The sequence below is a fragment of the Paraburkholderia sp. BR14320 genome, assembly GCF_040948665.1.
In the GTDB taxonomy this organism is placed as follows: Bacteria; Pseudomonadota; Gammaproteobacteria; order Burkholderiales; family Burkholderiaceae; genus Paraburkholderia; species Paraburkholderia youngii.
Genome location: NZ_JBFPKG010000050.1, coordinates 17,867 through 34,818 on the forward strand (window position 1 = coordinate 17,867; position 16,952 = coordinate 34,818).

Annotated in this window: 15 protein-coding genes and 1 other RNA gene; 7 read left to right on the plus strand and 9 right to left on the minus strand. The window is 63.8% G+C overall.

Translation table 11 applies throughout. From position 1 onward, the window contains the following. Positions 1-11: 11 nt before the first annotated feature. The 7 genes from aroA to gyrA all read right to left on the minus strand — a co-directional run bounded on the left by aroA (position 12) and on the right by gyrA (position 9,333). A complete protein-coding gene (aroA, locus tag AB3X89_RS31630) occupies positions 12-1,316 on the minus strand; it encodes a 3-phosphoshikimate 1-carboxyvinyltransferase (protein ID WP_368586778.1) in 1,305 nt (434 codons plus the stop codon). Between the two features lie 18 nt (positions 1,317-1,334). Beyond that, positions 1,335-2,276 carry a prephenate dehydrogenase gene (locus AB3X89_RS31635; protein ID WP_368586779.1) on the minus strand — a complete coding sequence of 314 codons (942 nt, stop codon included), beginning with the start codon at positions 2,274-2,276 and terminating at the stop codon, positions 1,335-1,337. Positions 2,277-2,337: 61 nt separating this feature from the next. After that, complete coding sequence (gene hisC / locus AB3X89_RS31640) at positions 2,338-3,459, minus strand: histidinol-phosphate transaminase (RefSeq protein WP_368586780.1); 1,122 nt, start codon at positions 3,457-3,459, stop codon at positions 2,338-2,340. A gap of 81 nt (positions 3,460-3,540) precedes the next feature. Beyond that, complete coding sequence (gene pheA, locus AB3X89_RS31645; protein ID WP_368586781.1) at positions 3,541-4,620, minus strand: prephenate dehydratase; 1,080 nt, start codon at positions 4,618-4,620, stop codon at positions 3,541-3,543. A 63-nt stretch (positions 4,621-4,683) separates the two neighbouring features. After that, positions 4,684-5,766, minus strand: coding sequence for a 3-phosphoserine/phosphohydroxythreonine transaminase (gene serC, locus AB3X89_RS31650; RefSeq protein WP_368586782.1), 1,083 nt, complete (start codon positions 5,764-5,766; stop codon positions 4,684-4,686). 206 nt (positions 5,767-5,972) lie between these two features. Next, a complete protein-coding gene (locus AB3X89_RS31655; protein ID WP_176105377.1) occupies positions 5,973-6,578 on the minus strand; it encodes a DUF2059 domain-containing protein in 606 nt (201 codons plus the stop codon). Positions 6,579-6,702: 124 nt separating this feature from the next. Next, positions 6,703-9,333: a DNA gyrase subunit A gene (gene gyrA / locus AB3X89_RS31660; protein ID WP_368586783.1), complete on the minus strand. Its 2,631-nt coding sequence runs from the start codon at positions 9,331-9,333 to the stop codon at positions 6,703-6,705. A gap of 476 nt (positions 9,334-9,809) precedes the next feature. Here gyrA and ompA point away from each other — a divergent pair, with 476 nt between their 5' ends. From ompA to AB3X89_RS31685, 5 genes are all read left to right on the plus strand, one after another. Beyond that, positions 9,810-10,457 carry an outer membrane protein OmpA gene (gene ompA / locus AB3X89_RS31665; RefSeq protein WP_026228725.1) on the plus strand — a complete coding sequence of 216 codons (648 nt, stop codon included), beginning with the start codon at positions 9,810-9,812 and terminating at the stop codon, positions 10,455-10,457. 234 nt (positions 10,458-10,691) lie between these two features. Then, positions 10,692-11,390 carry a bifunctional 2-polyprenyl-6-hydroxyphenol methylase/3-demethylubiquinol 3-O-methyltransferase UbiG gene (ubiG, locus tag AB3X89_RS31670; protein WP_368586784.1) on the plus strand — a complete coding sequence of 233 codons (699 nt, stop codon included), beginning with the start codon at positions 10,692-10,694 and terminating at the stop codon, positions 11,388-11,390. A 41-nt stretch (positions 11,391-11,431) separates the two neighbouring features. Then, positions 11,432-12,145 carry a phosphoglycolate phosphatase gene (gene gph, locus AB3X89_RS31675; RefSeq protein ID WP_184011034.1) on the plus strand — a complete coding sequence of 238 codons (714 nt, stop codon included), beginning with the start codon at positions 11,432-11,434 and terminating at the stop codon, positions 12,143-12,145. Positions 12,146-12,232: 87 nt separating this feature from the next. Further along, positions 12,233-12,602, plus strand: a transfer-messenger RNA (tmRNA) gene (gene ssrA / locus AB3X89_RS31680). Between the two features lie 189 nt (positions 12,603-12,791). Then, positions 12,792-13,160 (plus strand): hypothetical protein, encoded by a 369-nt coding sequence (locus AB3X89_RS31685; RefSeq protein ID WP_368586785.1) that lies wholly within the window; start codon positions 12,792-12,794, stop codon positions 13,158-13,160. A gap of 115 nt (positions 13,161-13,275) precedes the next feature. Here the strand turns inward: AB3X89_RS31685 and AB3X89_RS31690 are convergent, their stop codons facing one another. Both AB3X89_RS31690 and AB3X89_RS31695 read right to left on the minus strand, forming a co-directional pair. After that, a complete protein-coding gene (locus AB3X89_RS31690; RefSeq protein WP_368586786.1) occupies positions 13,276-13,542 on the minus strand; it encodes a hypothetical protein in 267 nt (88 codons plus the stop codon). A 131-nt stretch (positions 13,543-13,673) separates the two neighbouring features. Continuing rightward, positions 13,674-14,753, minus strand: a complete 1,080-nt coding sequence (locus AB3X89_RS31695; protein WP_368586787.1) for a substrate-binding domain-containing protein — start codon at positions 14,751-14,753, stop codon at positions 13,674-13,676. Between the two features lie 135 nt (positions 14,754-14,888). On the opposite strand from AB3X89_RS31695, the gene AB3X89_RS31700 reads away from it, so the two are divergent. Together AB3X89_RS31700 and AB3X89_RS31705 are read left to right on the plus strand one after the other, a co-directional pair. Beyond that, positions 14,889-15,374, plus strand: coding sequence for an NAD(P)H-dependent oxidoreductase subunit E (locus tag AB3X89_RS31700; protein WP_368586788.1), 486 nt, complete (start codon positions 14,889-14,891; stop codon positions 15,372-15,374). Further along, positions 15,371-16,945: a formate dehydrogenase beta subunit gene (locus AB3X89_RS31705; RefSeq protein ID WP_368586789.1), complete on the plus strand. Its 1,575-nt coding sequence runs from the start codon at positions 15,371-15,373 to the stop codon at positions 16,943-16,945. The genes AB3X89_RS31700 and AB3X89_RS31705 overlap by 4 nt, the downstream gene beginning before the upstream one ends. The last annotated feature ends 7 nt before the right edge of the window (positions 16,946-16,952 follow it).

The window sequence follows — 16,952 nt, forward strand, 5'->3', positions numbered from 1 at the left end:
TCCGGGTTGCATCAGGGTTGTGTGAGCGCGGTGAAGCGCTGGAAATAATCGGGGAATGTTTTGCCGACGCACTTCGGGTCGTTGATGCGGATCGGCACGCCGCCCAGGCTCACGAGCGAGAAGCACATCGCCATGCGGTGGTCGTCGTAGGTGTCGATCGCGGCATTCGGGATCAGCTTTTTGGGCGGCGTGACGACGAGGAAATCTTCGCCTTCCTGCACCTTCGCACCGACTTTGCGCAGCTCGGTCGCCATTGCGGCGATGCGGTCGGTTTCCTTCACGCGCCAGCTCGCGATGTTGCGCAGCGTGCTCGTGCCGTCCGCGAACAGCGCGGCGACCGCGATCGTCATCGCGGCATCGGGGATCAGGTTAAAGTCCATGTCGATCGGATCGAGCTTGCCGTGGTCGTTGCCGACGCCACGCACTTCGATCCAGTCGTCGCCCATCTGCAGGTTCGCGCCCATCTTGATCAGCGCATCGGCAAATCCGACGTCGCCCTGGATGCTCGCGCGGCCCACGCCTTCCACTCTTAGCGGCCCACCGCCGAGCGCGCCCGCGGCGAGGAAATACGACGCCGACGACGCATCCCCTTCCACCATGATCGTGCCGGGCGACTGATACCGCTGCCCCGCCGGCACCATGAACTGGTGCCAGCCGTGGCGCTCGACCTCGATGCCGAAGCGCGCCATCAGCTTGATCGTGATCTCGATGTACGGCTTCGAGATCAGTTCGCCGTCGACCTGCACGGTGGTGACGCCGCTCGCGGTGCGCAGCAGCGGCAGCGTCATCAGCAGCGAGGTCAGGAACTGGCTCGACACGTCGCCGCGCACGCGGATCGGCGCGTCGGCCGTGATCTGGGCGGGACGGATGCGCAGCGGCGGATAGCCTTCGTTCTGCTCGTAGTCGACCTTCGCGCCGATCTGGCGCAGGCCGTCGACGAGATCGCCGATCGGCCGTTCGTGCATGCGTGGCACGCCGTGAATCCGGTAGTCGCCGCCGTTCACGGCGAGCGCCGCGGTCAGCGGGCGCACTGCCGTGCCCGCGTTGCCGAGGAACAGGTCGGCCGTACGCGCGGTGAACGCGCCGCGCGTGCCGGTCACGACGCAGGTGTCGCCGTCGCGCTTCAAACGTACGCCGAGCTTTTCGAGCGCGTCGAGCATCACGCGGGTGTCGTCGGAGTCGAGCAGGTTCGTGATCGTCGTCTCGCCTTCGGCGAGCGCAGCGAGCAGCAGCACGCGGTTCGAGATGCTCTTCGAGCCGGGCAGACGAACCGTGCCGGACGCACGGGAAAAAGGTCCGAGATCGAGGAATTCCATGATGTGTCCAGTTTCCGGTTATTTCGACGCGTCGCCGCTGGCCACGCCAGCCGCGCGCTGCTCCTGCCACTGACTGCGTGCGACGCGCGAGCGCGCGAACACGGCTTCGAGCGCGGCGCCGTCGCCGGCTTCGATCGCCGTGCGCAGGCGCGCGAGCACCGCGGTGTACGCGTCGAGCTCATCGAGCAGCGCTACGCGATTGGCGACGCAGACGTCGCGCCACATCTCCGGACTCGACGCAGCGATGCGCGTGAAGTCGCGAAAACCGCCCGCCGCGAACGAGAACTTCAACGCAGCGTCGGGCGAATTGAGGATCTGCTCGACGAGCGCGAACGACAGCACGTGCGGTAAATGACTGACCGACGCGAACACGCGATCGTGCTGCTGCGGCGTCATGTCCCGCACCAAGGCGCCAGTGGCGCGCCACATCGCCGCGACGCGCTCGACCGTGTCCGGCGTGTTCTCCGGCAGCGGGCACAGCACGACGTTGCGGTTCACGTACAGATCGGGCAACGCCGCATCGACGCCGCTCGACTCGCGACCGGCGATCGGATGGCCCGGCACGAACTGGCCTATCCGCGCGCCGAGCGCCGCGCGGGCGGCGGCGACCACGTCGGATTTGGTGCTGCCCGCATCGGTGACGATCGTGTTGGCGTCGAGATGCGGCGCGATGCGCTCGAGCAGCGGCTGGGTCTGCGCGACCGGCGCCGCGAGCAGCACGAAGTCCGCGCCCGCGAGGGCGTCGCGCAGCGCGGCGTCGTCGGTGAGTGCCGCGGCACCGTCGATCACCCCGAGCGCCAACGCCTTTTCGCTCGAAGCCGACGACCGTCCGACCCCAACCACCGTGCGCGCCCCGCCAGCCTCGCCGCGTTCACGCAACGCGCGCGCGAGCGATCCGCCGATCAGGCCGACACCGAAAATCACCAGCTTGTTAAAAGAAAACGCGGCCACGTCGCTCACACAATACGGACATTAAGCGCGCCGCTCCTGACGGTCGACGCGCGGGATCAAGAATCAAGGCTTACGCTGCGTCAGCCTCGGCAAGCGTCTTCTCGAGCGCCGCGAGGAACGCTGCGTTTTCCTCCGGCAAGCCGATCGTGATGCGCAGCCACTGCGGCAAGCCGTAGTTGTCGACCGGTCGCACGATCACGGCCTGCTTCAGCAGCGCAAGGTTCACCCGGGCACCGGCTTTGTCGTCGCTGCCAACGCGCACGAGCACGAAATTGCCTTCGGACGGCACGTATTCGAGGCCGAGCTTGTCGAACGCCTCCGTCAGAAGCGTATAGCCCTGGGCGTTCAGCGCCGCGCTTTTCTGCAGGAACGCGCTGTCGTTCAGTGCCGCAATCGCCGCGGCTTGCGCGAGCGTATTGACGTTAAACGGTTGACGCAGTCGATTCAGCAAATCGGTCAACCCGGGCTGCGCGATCGCGAAGCCGATGCGCAAGCCCGCAAGCCCGAACGCCTTCGAGAACGTACGCGAAACCAGCAGGTTCGGATAGCGGCGCACCCAGTCGATGGAGTCGTAGCGCTTGTCCGCCGACAGATACTCGGTGTACGCCTCGTCGAGCACGACGACCACGTGGCGCGGTACCTTGTCGAGAAACGCCTCAAGCGTCGGGCCGTCGACGAACGTGCCGGTCGGATTGTTCGGATTCGCGACGAACACGAGACGCGTGTCGTCGTCGATTGCGGCGAGCATCGCGTCGAGGTCGTGACCATAGTGCAGCGCCGGCACGACGATCGCGCGCGCGCCGACGCCTTGCGTCGCGAGCGCATAGACCGCGAACGAATACTGCGAGAACACGACCGCCTGGCCCTTTTCGACGAACGCGTGCGCGGCCAGTTCGAGGATGTCGTTGCTGCCGTTGCCGAGGGTGATCCACTCAGCCGGCACGCCGTAGCGCGCGGCGAGCGCCGCCTTCAGCTCGAAACCGTTCGAGTCCGGATAGCGGCCGAGATCGGCGATCGCCTGCGCCATCGCGTGCTGCGCGGATTCCGGCATGCCGAGCGGATTCTCGTTCGATGCCAGCTTCACGATGCTCGCCTCGTCGAGACCGAACTCGCGGGCCACTTCCGAAATCGGCTTGCCGGCGATGTACGGCGCGATCGCGCGCACATAGGAAGGGCCGAAAGACGCTGTCATGAAAATCTCCGAACGACGATGGATAGTGAAACCTGCTTTCGGGCAACGCACGCGGCGCCGCCCGGACTGCGCTGCCAGCCCTTAGCGGGCGCGCGGATACGAGCCGAGTATTTTCAGGAACGCGGCCTTCTCGCCGAGACCGGCGAGCGCGGCAGCCACAGCCGGATCGTCGCGATGGCCTTCGACATCGATATAGAAGTAGTACTCCCACGTTCCGACGCGCGCCGGACGCGATTCGAAACGCGTCATCGACACGCCGTGGCGAGCGAGCGGCTCGAGCAGCTTGACCATCGCGCCCGGTTCGTTCGCGACCGACACGATCAGCGAGGTCTGGTCGTAGCCGCTCGGACCGGTCGGCTCCTTGCCAATCATTACGAAGCGCGTGCGGTTGTGCGGATCATCCTGGATCAGCGCGTTGGTGACCTGCAGGCCGTAGTGGATCGCGGCGCGATCGCCGGCGATGGCCGCGACAGCCGGATCTTCGGCCGCCATCCGTGCAGCTTCCGCATTACTCGACACCGCCTGGCGCTCGAGATGCGGCGCATTGGTGGACAGCCAGCGCTGGCACTGCGCGAGCGCCTGCGCATGCGCGCATACGCGCGTGACGCCAGCGAGCCCGTTTTGCGTGAGCAGGTTGTGATGGATCGGCAATGCGAGTTCGCCGCCGATGGTCAGCTGGGTTTGCAGCAGCAGATCCAGCGTGCGCGACACCGCGCCTTCGGTCGAGTTCTCGACCGGCACGACGCCGTAGTCGGCGGCGCCCGCCTCGACCGAGCGGAATACTTCATCGATCGAGGGGCACGGCAACCCTTCGATCGACTGACCGAAGTACTCGTGCATCGCCTGTTCGCTATAGGTGCCGACCGGCCCGAGGTACGCGGCCTTGATGCTCTTTTCTAGCGCGCGGCTCGCGGCCATGATCTCGCGCCAGATCGCGCTGATGTGCTCGTCGGCGAGCGGCCCGGCGCTCATTTCCTGCAGGCGCGCGATCACCTGCATCTCGCGCTCGGGCCGGAACACCGGAGCGTTGAAATGCTTCTTGACCTCGCCCACTTCGAGCGCGACCGCCGCGCGCTGGTTCAGGAGCGCGATCAGCTGCGCGTCGAGCGCGTCGATGCGATCGCGCAGAGGTTTGAGTCGTGTATTCAGTTCGTCGTCCATGCGTAAAACGGCTCTGCCGGGTGACTGCTGGAAAAGATGCGCACGCCTGCCAGTCAGTGTGACTCAGGCGCTGCGCTGTTCGAATTCCTTCATGTATTCGACAAGCGCTTTGACGCCTTCGAGCGGGACGGCGTTATAAATCGACGCCCGCATGCCGCCGACGGACTTGTGGCCCTTTAGCTGCACCAATCCCCGCGCTTTCGCGCCGGACAGGAAATCTTCGTTGCGCGACTCGTCGGCGAGGAAGAACGGTACGTTCATCCGCGAGCGCGAGCCACGTTCGACCTTGTTCAGATAGAAGCTGCTCGAGTCGATCGTGTCGTATAGCAGCTTCGATTTTTCGAGGTTGCGCGCCTCCATCGCCTGGAGGCCGCCCTGCTTCTTCAACCACTTGAACACGAGCCCGGCGATATAGATCGCATAGGTGGGCGGCGTGTTGTACATCGAGTTGTTCTCGGCGACGGTCTTCCATTCGAACGCCGATGGGCAAATCGGCATCGCGCGATCGAGCATGTCCTCACGCACGATCACGACCGTCACGCCCGCCATGCCGATGTTCTTCTGCGCGCCGCCGAACAGCACGCCGTATTTGGCGATGTCCATTGGGCGCGACAGGATATGCGACGACGCGTCCGCCACGAGCGGAATATCGCCGAGGTCGGGAATCTCGAAGGTTTCGACTCCATGAATGGTCTCGTTCGTGCACAGGTGCACGTAGGCCGGATCGTCCGACAGTTGCCATTCCTCACGCGCCGGCGCGCGGGTATAGCCCTCGGCCGTCTTGCCGGTTGCGGCCAGATGCACGCTGCCGTATTTTTCCGCTTCCTTGAACGACTTCTGCGACCACGAGCCGGTGACGACGAAATCCGCCCGCGGTTTCGAGCCGAGCAGGTTCATCGGCACGATCGCGTTCTCGCCGAGCCCGCCGCCCTGCAGGAACAGGATCCGGTGGCTTGCCGGCACGTGAAGCAAGTCGCGCAGATCGGTCAGCGCTGCTTCGTGGATCGACATGAATTCCTTGCCGCGATGGCTCATTTCCATCACGCTCATACCACTGCCTTGCCAGTTCAGCATCTCGTCGGCTGCCTGGCGCAGCACTTCTTCGGGCATGGCCGCCGGGCCGGCGGAGAAATTAAAAACGCGCATGTGAGGTCCTGGAAGCGCGCGCGAAGTAACGAAGTCGCGCGGGAATCGGCGAAAAGAACTGCGAAATGGCTCGCCGAAAAAGAAAATGGCCGTCTGCGCCAGTGCGCAAACGACCATTATCGCATTGTCGCCGCCAACCCGCCACGCCGGGTGGCCCAGCGGGCGCGGCGACAGGCCGGCTGATTAGCGCGGCCTGCGAGCGGAACTTACTTGGCCGCCGGCTTGACCGATGCGACTTCCTTGTCGGCCTGGTCACGCGTTGCCTTGATCGATTCCGGCATGTACTTCTGCATCAGACCGTTCACGACGTCGCGGCCAACCTGGTCTTGCACCTGGATGAATTTGCGGCCGGTCGGGCTCTTGTAGAACGTGGTCAGGTCCTTGATTTCCGACACGCTGTAGTACTTCGCGTACGCATCGTACTGAGCTTGCATCGCGTCCTGACGGAAACCGTCGGTTGCGAAGACCTGACCTGCCGCGTCCACCAGCTTCGGCACCGCGTTCTTCTGCAGCGTCGGCACGGCGGCCTGCTTCTGCTTGTCCGTCATCGTCTTGTTCTCGGTCAGCGCGTCCGACAGGATTGCCGGAACGAGCTGCTTGGCCTGCATCTGCGCGCTGTTGCCGATTGCGCCAACCAGCTTCTGCGCGTCGATGGCGTCGAGCAGGTCCTTGATGGCAGCTTGCTTGGCCGGATCAACCGGTGCTGCTGCGGCAGCCGGAGCTGCGGGCGCCTGGTTCTGCAGCGCTTGAGCCATGGCGAAGGTCGGCACGATGGCAGCCAGCAACATCAGTTGTTTGAATCGTTTTTGCATCATTACTCCCTAAGAGAAATTAACTTGAACCGCACGCCGCACGGGAAAGCGTACCGGCCCGATACGCGTTGACCCGGAGCGTAGCTTCAACGTATTAACTGAGACTGAAAGCCGCTGGCAAGGATCAAGCCGCGCCGCCGCCCTCACCGCCGTTATCACCTTCAGCGGAGCCGTCGGAATCGCTTTCCGACTCGCCCTCGGCCTCAGCTACCTGTTGCAGACCGGACAGCTTGGTCCCTTCGTCAAGGCTGATGAGTGTAACACCTTGCGTTGCGCGTCCCATTTCACGAATTTCCGACACGCGCGTGCGGATCAGCACGCCCGTCGTGGTAATGAGCATGATCTGCGCTTCCGAGTCCACGAGCGTCGCGGCAACGACCCTGCCATTGCGCTCAGACGTCTGGATCGCGATCATGCCCTTCGTGCCGCGGCCGTGACGCGTGTACTCGGTGATCGGGGTGCGCTTGCCGAAGCCGTTCTCGGTTGCGGTGAGCACCGACTGCTGCTCGTCGCCGGCCACCAGCAACGCGATCACGTTCTGGCCGTCCTCGAGCTGCATGCCGCGCACGCCGCGCGCCTCGCGACCCATCGGACGCACGTCGTTTTCGTCGAAGCGGACTGCCTTGCCCGAATCAGAGAACAGCATTACGTCGTGCTGGCCATCGGTGATCGCGGCGCCGATCAGGTAATCACCCTCATCGAGACCGACCGCAATAATACCTTTGCGCAGCGGCCGGCTGAATGCCTCGAGCGGCGTCTTCTTTACCGTTCCTAGCGCGGTCGCCATGAATACGAACTTGTCGGCCGAGAACTCCTTGACCGGCAGCACGACCGTAATCTTTTCGCCTTCCTGCAGCGGGAACATATTGACGATCGGCCGGCCGCGCGAATTGCGCGAGCCCTGCGGCACCTCGTAGACCTTGACCCAGTACACACGGCCGCGATTCGAGAAGCACAGGATGTGGTCGTGCGTATTGGCGATGAACAGCGTGTCGATCCAATCGTCTTCCTTCATGGAAGTGGCCTGCTTGCCACGACCACCGCGCTTCTGCGCCCGATATTCGGACAGCGGCTGCGATTTCACGTAGCCCGCGTGCGACATCGTCACGACCATTTCCTGCGGCGTGATCAGGTCTTCGGTGTTCAGTTCGGTCGCGTTCAACTCGATCTTCGAGCGACGCGCATCGCCGAATTCGGCCTTGATCGACGTGAGTTCGTCGACGATGATCGCCGAAATGCGTTCCGGGCGAGCCAGAATGTCCAGCAGGTCAGCGATCTGCGCCATCACATCGCGGTATTCGCCAATGATCTTGTCCTGCTCGAGACCGGTCAGGCGCTGCAGACGCATCTGCAGGATTTCCTGCGCCTGGGTATCGGACAAGCGGTAGAGGCCGTCGGCCTGCATGCCGAACGAAGGGTTCAGCCCCTCCGGACGATATGCTTCGCGACCGCCCGCCGACGCGTTATCCGCCTCGGCGCGCGACAGCATTTCGCGCACGAGCGACGAATCCCACGAGCGCGACATCAGTTCCTGCTTGGCGATAGGCGGCGTCGGCGCGGCCTTGATGAGCGCGATGAATTCGTCGATGTTCGCGAGCGCAACCGCAAGACCTTCGAGCACGTGGCCACGTTCGCGCGCCTTGCGCAGTTCGTAGACGGTGCGCCGCGTCAGCACTTCCCGGCGATGCGACAGGAAGCACGTCAGCATTTCCTTCAGGTTCAGGAGCTTCGGCTGACCGTCGACGAGCGCGACCATGTTCATGCCGAACGTGTCCTGAAGCTGGGTCGCCTTGTACAGATTGTTCAGCACGACCTCGGGCACTTCGCCGCGCTTGAGCTCGATCACGACACGCATGCCGCTCTTGTCGGATTCGTCGCGGATGTCGGAGATGCCTTCGAGCTTCTTCTCGTTGACGAGTTCGGCGATACGCTCGAGCAGCGAGCGCTTGTTCACCTGATACGGCAATTCGTCGACGATGATCGCCATGCGCTGCCCGCGGTCGATTTCCTCGAAGTGCGTCAGCGCGCGCATCACGACGCGGCCGCGACCGGTGCGATAGCCGTCGCGCACGCCGGCCACGCCGTAGATGATGCCGGCGGTCGGGAAGTCGGGTGCGGGGATGATCTCGATCAGCTCGTCGATCGTCGCTTCCGGGTTTTTCAGCAGATGCTGACACGCGTCGACGACTTCGTTGAGGTTGTGCGGCGGGATGTTGGTCGCCATGCCGACCGCGATGCCGGACGAGCCATTGATCAGCAGATTAGGGATGCGCGCAGGCAGGATGGCCGGCTCGTTTTCGCTGCCGTCGTAGTTCGGCACGAAGTCGACCGTTTCCTTGTCGATGTCGGCCAGCAGCTCGTGGCCGATCTTCGCCATGCGGATTTCGGTGTAACGCATCGCCGCGGCGTTGTCGCCGTCGACCGAACCGAAGTTCCCCTGGCCGTCGACGAGCATGTAGCGCAGCGAGAAGTCTTGCGCCATCCGTACGATCGTGTCGTAGACGGCAGTGTCGCCGTGCGGATGGTATTTACCGATGACGTCGCCGACGATACGCGCCGACTTCTTATAGGCGCGGTTCCAGTCGTTGTTCAGTTCGTGCATCGCGTACAGCACGCGCCGGTGCACCGGCTTCAGGCCATCGCGGACATCGGGAAGCGCTCGCCCTACGATCACGCTCATCGCGTAATCGAGATACGAACGGCGCATTTCCTCCTCAAGGGAGATTGGCAGAGTCTCTTTGGCGAATTGATCCATTATCCGTATCTTTTACGTGCGAAAGCGGGGGTTCGCCGCAACTTCGCGTAAGCATTGCAGGCGCAACGCATCACGCGATTCTAACATGCCACGCATCCGCGCCCGACGCAGGTACGTATACATATTAGAGGGGCACCCGCCAACACCTCGCCGATCGCACAATTTCGAGCTCACCAGGCTCGATTCCTGCGTGGGGCCAATTCGCCGCTTAGCCAGAGCCCGCGGACCGCTCAGACGAAAACATTTGTTGCTCATGCACCACAATTGGAGGGGGATTTGAATGGGGGCAGATTTTTTTTTCGTCGGAAGGGAACGATATGGCAAAATGCCAACGCACAAAGAGTCAGACACTGCTCGAAGTCTACACAGCCGGTTTTTGTTCCGCACCAATGTTATACTTCGAGCAATGTATGACTGGTCATCCGTCAACAGGCTCGCAGTAAACCTGCGGTAATCTCAATTTCGAGAGGAGAAATATGAATAAACTTTCAAAGCTCGCGTTCATTGCAGCTACCGCAGTTATGGCTGCATCCGCCATGGCGCAGTCGGTGCCGGCGTCGCGACAAGCTACCAACGACAACTGGGTGAATGGTACTGGCGAATACGTGTGGATGAACGGCACGAACGAGCTTTGCTGGCGCGATGCATTCTGGACGCCCGCAACGGCTAACGCCAAGTGCGACGGCGCTCTGGTTGCTCAGGCTCCGACCCCACCGGCACCGGTCGCTCCGGCCCCGGCTATCTCCAGCGAAAAGATTACGTATCAAGCTGATGCGCTGTTCGACTTCGACAAGGCAATCCTGAAGCCGGCTGGCAAGGAACGTCTGAGCGAACTCGCATCGAAGATCCAGGGCATCAACCTCGAAGTCGTCGTCGCTACGGGCCACACCGACCGCATCGGTTCGGACGCTTACAACGACCGTCTGTCGCTGCGTCGTGCTCAAGCTGTGAAGGCCTTCCTGGTCAGCAAGGGCGTCGAAGCCAACCGTATCTACACGGAAGGCAAGGGCCGCCGCAACCCGGTTACCACCGGTTGCAACCAGAAGAACCGCAAGCAACTCATCGCCTGCCTCGCACCGGACCGCCGCGTGGAAGTCGAAGTTGTCGGTACGCCGAAGCAGTAAGCTGGAAATTACCGCAGTATCGAAAGCCCCGCTTCGGCGGGGCTTTTTTTATGTGCGGGTGCCGCGACGTGGTCTGATGCGCGACGGAGGAACACCCCGCTCCGCTACGAGCGGCTCGAAGCTCGAATTGGCAGCCGCTCGCTGGTGCGCTTTTGCCGCTCTTTCTCTTGCCCTATATACTCAGAGTTTATCCTCGAGCGTCCGCTCACCGCTTTCATCGAGGCAGCCTTCGCCATGACCAACGCCGATCCCCACGAACTACAGAAATTCAGCGACCTCGCGCATCGTTGGTGGGACCCGAACGCCGAATTCAAACCACTGCACGAACTGAATCCGATTCGCCTGCGCTGGATCGACGCGCACGCGCATCTCGCCGGCAAAAAGGTGCTCGATATCGGTTGCGGCGGCGGCATCCTGTCGGAATCGATGGCAGGCTTGGGCGCGCATGTGAAGGGCATCGACCTGTCGACTCAGGCGCTCGGCGTCGCCGATCTTCACAGTCTTGAAAGCGGTGTAACCGTCGATTACGAAGAAATCGCCGCCGAGGCACTGGCCGCGCGCGAACCGGGCACCTATGACGTGGTCACCTGCATGGAAATGCTCGAGCACGTCCCCAAGCCGGCCGCGATCGTCGAGGCCTGCAAGAATCTCGTGAAGCCGGGCGGCTGGGTGTTTTTCTCCACACTGAACCGCAACGTGAAGTCGTACCTGTTCGCGGTGATCGGCGCCGAATACATCGCGCGCATGCTGCCGAAGGGCACGCACGACTACGCGCGCTTCATCCGCCCGTCGGAACTCGCCGGCTTCGTGCGCGCCGCCGATCTGCGTACGGCCGACATCAAGGGCATCGTGTACAACCCGCTCAGCAAGCACTTCGCGCTGTCGTCCGACACGAGCGTCAACTATATGCTCGCCTGTCGCCGCGACGCCTGACCTGCCAGAACCGCCCCGATCCGCCGTATCCGAAACGAACAATGAGCGACCCGACTCCCCTGCCGCAACGCGAAGACAACGACGACACGCTCGGCTTTTGCCTCGCCGTGCTTTTCGACCTCGACGGCACGCTTGCCGACACGGCGCCCGACCTCGCGGCCGCCGTCAACAAGATGCGCCACGACCGGGGACTCGAGATGGTGCCGCTCGAGAAGCTGCGCCCGCTCGCTTCGGCCGGGGCGCGCGGACTGATCTGCGGCGCGTTTGGCATCGGGCCCGATCATCACGAATTCGCATCGATGCGCGAGGAGTTTCTCGCGAACTACGAAGCGGACCTGTGCATCGAGACGACGCTCTTTCCGGGCATCGCGGAAGTGCTCGATGAACTCGACGCGCGCGGCGTGCGCTGGGGCATCGTCACGAACAAGGTCGCGCGGCTCACCGAGCCCCTCGTCGCGCAACTCGGGCTCGAGGAGCGCGCCGGCTGCGTGGTGAGCGGCGACACGACTCCGCATTCGAAACCGCACCCCGCGCCGCTGCTGCACGCGGCGCGTGAGCTGGACATCGCGCCGGAGCGCGTCGTCTATATCGGCGACGATCTGCGCGACGTGCAGGCCGGTTTTGCCGCCGGCATGAAGACCGTCGCCGCGGCTTACGGCTATTGCGGCAATGACATTCCGCCGACACGGTGGCATGCGCAACACGTGGTGGAGTCGACGGCCGAGTTGCAGACGCTGCTGCGCGACATTGGCTGAGAAAGTCCTGCCACCCAATGCGTGCGACGCGTGCCGTCGATCTATTGTAAAATCCCGTTTGGCTCATATATGTGAGCAACGAACCGCGGGGGCGACCTGGTTTCGACAGGGGTTGCGAAGCGGCTAGGGCATGTCGAGGACCCGTCACCTCGTTAATCAATGGGAAAAACGTAACTGCAAACGACGATACGTTCGCACTGGCAGCCTAAGGGCCGCCGTCCTCTGCCTAGTTCACTGACGGGCTAGTGTCGCAAGACCGGTAGCAATACCGACAGAGGTCATATACGTCAGTTAAGCCTTGGCGGCGTCACGACGTTCGGGTCGAAAATCTAGTGAATCGCCGTAGCGCAGCGTGTTCGTCCGCGTCGCTGCGGTTAAATCAAAAGACAGAACTAAACATGTAGAACTGGTCGTAGAGGACTTCTGGACGCGGGTTCGATTCCCGCCGCCTCCACCAAACACAAGGGCACGTTCGCAACGAACGGCCCCGAAAAACCCCGGTAGCTTGACGCTGCCGGGGTTTTTTATTTTAGGCACCGTGCGCGACCCACAACAGGACCCGGCAGATCCACAGCCGCTGCCTATACTCGTAGCGCGAGGCGCGTCGTCGCCCGTCAACCGCGTCGCCAGAACAGGAGCCCGCGTCATGTGCAAGACCATCGCATTGCTTGCCCCGCTCGGACTCGCCGTGCTGCACGCCAGCGCCCTCGCCGACCCGCCAAAACTGTCCGACGGCCGCTTCGTCACTGCCGACGGCATGACGCTCTACACGTTCGACAAGGACACCACCCATGGCGTCAGCGCCTGCACCGGCGGCTGCATGAGCAACTGGCCGGCGGCCACCGCGACGCCGACCGACAAGCCGTCGGGCGACTGGTTACTAATCCCGAGCGCGGACGGCAAGCAGCAATGGGCGTACAAGGGCCATCCGCTGTATCACTACTCGGCTGACAAGCAGGCAGGCGATGTAAAGGGGGACGGTTTCAAGGACATCTGGCACATCGCCAGGCCATAACAATCCGGTCCGCCCGGCAACTGCGCGACCATCGCATCCGCCACAAAGCACAACGCCGGCCCAAGGGCCGGCGCTGTGTCAAACCTCGAAGCTCGAGCGAAGCCCGAGCCGATCCTCATTCGTCCTTCGGGCACTGCAGATTGCAGCCATTTGGATCGCCCATGTCACCGCGCTTGCGCGCTGCCGATCGTTTGCCGTGCTGATACTTGTCCGACGGCGCGGACGCGGCGAACGGCATCTGCGGATGCTCGTTGAGGCGGAATTCATCGTTCAGGATGCCGCCCGGCACGCCAGGCGAGTTTTGCGCGTAAGCGACGGAGACGGTGGCACAGAGCACACCAGCCGCGACAGCGGCGGCACATGCGTGGAAAAGAGCTTTCATGTTGGTTCGGCGCGGCTTGCCGCGGGGTTAGAGCGGATACGAAGCCAAGAGAGTAGCCGAAACCGGCTTGCCGCGCAGCAGCGGGCGCCGAGCGCCATCGCGTTTCTGATTACGGGCTCTTACGCCCACCATTAAGCTAGCGCGCCGCCGAGTCCCTCGTCCAGATCGACGAGCCTGCCGCAGTCGCACGGATCGTAGCCGGCGAGCTGCTCGACACGATGGTGAAACGCGCTGCCGCGCAACAGATTGATCACCGTCGCGAGCGGTGCGCGTGACAGGTGCGCGCGGTCGCATGCGAAGTAATAGTCCTCGTCGACGATCGGAATGAAGTCGAGCCCGAAATGATGCGCGGCGGGCTGCACGCCGAAGCCTATGTCGGCCATGCCGCTCGCGACGAACGCCGCGATCGCGGAGTGCGTCAGCTCGGTCGACGCATAGCCGTTCACGCGGTCCGGGTCCACCCCGATCTGTCGCAACGAAAGATCGAGCAGCATCCGCGTACCCGAGCCCGGCTGGCGGTTGACGAAACGGATGTCGTCGCGCGCCAGATCGCCGAGCCCGCCGATTCCCTTGGGGTTGCCCTTGCCGATGAAGAGTCCTTGCTTGCGCCGGGTCAGATGCACGAGCACGTGGCGTTGCGGATCGAGCCAGCGCCGGTAGGTATCGGCGCACACCGCGCGAAACTCGCCGAGCGGCAGGTGAAAGCCCGCCAGATCGCACTCGCCGCGCGCGAGCGCGCTGACCGCGTCGGCGCCGTCGCGGTACTTGATCTCGACCGGCAGATCGTTGGCGACCAGTGCCGTCACGAGCGCGGCCACCGCATAACCGTGCGACGCGTGGATGCGCACGTTATCGGTGGGGGGCGCGAGCCAGCGGTTCAGATCGCTCGCCACTTCGCTCGCGAGCGCCTGCAGATTGCCGTCGAGCCGCTCACCGCAGAGCCGTTGTCCACGCAGCACCGCGTGTCCGAGGTCGGACAAAACCGAGCCGCGCCCACGCTCTTTTGCGATCAGCGGACCGCCAAGCCGCTCCTCGATGCTGCGCAGCAAACCCCACGCGTGCCGGTAGGACAAACCCTTAAGCGCCGCGGCCTGGGCAATGCTGCCAGATTCATCGACAAGCGCGAGTAACGGCACCACGTCAGACAGGCTGGCCTCGCGGCCGTCCGCACCCTTCACGACCAGCTCGACCTGACATTCGATCCTGACCATATATGTTTGACTGTTTCCTATTGCGCGCGCCGGTTGGCCCGCCTATCTTTCGGCTATACCACATCGAATAAGCGAAGCATACGTGCACGTATTATGAATAACAAGTGCATATATCGCTTTGGAGGAGCCCCCACTTTGGACGATTCTCTCGCCACGGCGCCGGATCAGCTCGTGCAACGACACGCGCAACCGGGCCGCACACTGATGACGATCCTGCATGCGATCCAGGACGAACTCGGCTTTGTGCCACCCGCCGCAGTCGGACCGCTCGCCCGCGCGTTGAACCTGTCGCGCGCGGAAGTGCACGGCGTCATCACCTACTACCATCACTTTCGCACCACGCCGGCCGCGCCCGTCACGGTACAGCTGTGCCGCGCCGAAGCATGCCGCAGCATGGGCACCGAGGCGCTCGCCCAGCACATCGAGGCGCACACGGGTTGCCGCTTCGACGCCGGTCACCATGATGGCGCAACGGTAGAGCTCGAATCGGTGTACTGCCTCGGCCAATGCGCGCTGTCGCCGGCGATGATGCTCAACGGCACGCTGCACGCACGCGTTACGCCACAGAAATTCGACGCGCTGCTCGCCGCAGCCAGCAAACGCGTGGAGGTGCCGGCATGACGCGCATCTATGTTCCGCGAGATTCGTCGGCGCTCGCGCTCGGCGCTGATGCGCTGGCCGAAGCCATCGCCAGCGAAGCCGCGCGCCGCGGCATCGCGATCGAACTGATCCGCAACGGTTCGCGCGGGTTGCTGTGGCTCGAACCGCTGGTCGAAGTCGCGACGCCCGAAGGCCGCATCGGCTATGCGAATGTCGACGTGGAAGACGTCGCTGCGTTGTTCGACGCGGGCTTCGTCGATGGCGGCGAGCATGCGCGACGCGTCGGCGTGGTCGACGAGATCCCGTATCTGAAGAAGCAGCAGCGCCTGACCTTCGCGCGGATCGGCATCACCGACCCGCTGTCCATCGACGACTACGTCGCGCACGGCGGCCTCGAAGGCCTACGCAACGCGCTGCAAACCGACGGCGATGCCGCCTGCGAAGAGTTGATCCAATCCGGCCTGCGCGGCCGCGGCGGCGCGGCCTTCCCGGCCGGCATCAAGTGGCGCACGGTGCGCGGCGCAAAGGCTGCGCAGAAGTACGTCGTCTGCAATGCCGACGAAGGCGACTCGGGCACCTTCTCCGATCGTCTGGTGATGGAAAGCGATCCGTACGTGCTGATCGAAGGCATGATCATCGCGGGTGTCGTGACTGGCGCGACCGTCGGCTATATCTACGTGCGCAGCGAATACCCGCACTCGATCGCGACGCTCGAAGCGGCCATCGCCCGCGCGCGCACAGCCGGCTGGCTCGGCGACAGCGTGCTTTCGAGCGGGCAGCGCTTCGAGCTGTTCGTTGCGAAAGGCGCGGGCTCGTATGTGTGCGGCGAAGAAACCGCGATGCTGGAATCGCTCGAAGGCAAGCGCGGCATCGTCCGCGCGAAGCCACCGGTGCCCGCCCTCGTGGGTCTCTACGGCCAGCCCACCGTGATCAACAACGTGATCACGCTCGCCACGGTGCCGATCATCTTCGCGCGCGGCGCGGCGTTCTATAAGGACTTCGGCATGGGCCGCTCGCGCGGCACACTGCCGTTCCAACTGGCCGGCAACATCAAGCGAGGCGGCCTCGTCGAACTCGCGTTCGGCGTGACATTGCGCCAACTGCTCGACGACTTCGGCGGCGGCACCGCGAGTGGCCGGCCGGCGCGCGCGGTGCAGGTCGGCGGTCCGCTCGGCACCTATTTGCCGGAAAGCCAGTGGGACATCCCGATGGACTACGAAGCGTACGCGGCAGTCGGCGCGGTGATCGGCCACGGCGGTCTCGTCGTGCATGACGACACGTCGAACCTTGCCGAGCTCGCGCAATACGCGATGCACTTCTGCGCGCTCGAATCGTGCGGCAAATGCACACCGTGCCGCATCGGCTCGACGCGCGGCGTCGAGGTGATCGCGCGGATCCGTAACGGCGATACGTCGACGCGTCAGGTGCAATTGCTGCGCGATCTGTGCGACACGATGGTGTCCGGTTCGCTGTGCGCGATGGGCGGCATGACGCCGTTCCCGGTGCTGTCCGCGCTCGATCATTTCCCAGAAGACTTCGGTCTCGCCGCCGATCCCACTGCCGACCACGCCACCAAAGCGGCCGCGGCCTGACACCAGG

Coding starts and splice junctions, on each gene's coding strand:
- ubiG (WP_368586784.1), top strand. CDS start 10,692: ATGACCAACGCCGATCCCCACGAACTACAGAAATTCAGCGACCTCGCG.
- aroA (WP_368586778.1), bottom strand. CDS start 1,316: ATGGAATTCCTCGATCTCGGACCTTTTTCCCGTGCGTCCGGCACGGTT.
- hisC (WP_368586780.1), bottom strand. CDS start 3,459: ATGACAGCGTCTTTCGGCCCTTCCTATGTGCGCGCGATCGCGCCGTAC.
- gyrA (WP_368586783.1), bottom strand. CDS start 9,333: ATGGATCAATTCGCCAAAGAGACTCTGCCAATCTCCCTTGAGGAGGAA.
- gph (WP_184011034.1), top strand. CDS start 11,432: ATGAGCGACCCGACTCCCCTGCCGCAACGCGAAGACAACGACGACACG.
- AB3X89_RS31695 (WP_368586787.1), bottom strand. CDS start 14,753: ATGGTCAGGATCGAATGTCAGGTCGAGCTGGTCGTGAAGGGTGCGGAC.
- AB3X89_RS31690 (WP_368586786.1), bottom strand. CDS start 13,542: ATGAAAGCTCTTTTCCACGCATGTGCCGCCGCTGTCGCGGCTGGTGTG.
- serC (WP_368586782.1), bottom strand. CDS start 5,766: ATGCGCGTTTTTAATTTCTCCGCCGGCCCGGCGGCCATGCCCGAAGAA.
- pheA (WP_368586781.1), bottom strand. CDS start 4,620: ATGGACGACGAACTGAATACACGACTCAAACCTCTGCGCGATCGCATC.
- AB3X89_RS31685 (WP_368586785.1), top strand. CDS start 12,792: ATGTGCAAGACCATCGCATTGCTTGCCCCGCTCGGACTCGCCGTGCTG.
- ompA (WP_026228725.1), top strand. CDS start 9,810: ATGAATAAACTTTCAAAGCTCGCGTTCATTGCAGCTACCGCAGTTATG.
- AB3X89_RS31655 (WP_176105377.1), bottom strand. CDS start 6,578: ATGCAAAAACGATTCAAACAACTGATGTTGCTGGCTGCCATCGTGCCG.
- AB3X89_RS31705 (WP_368586789.1), top strand. CDS start 15,371: ATGACGCGCATCTATGTTCCGCGAGATTCGTCGGCGCTCGCGCTCGGC.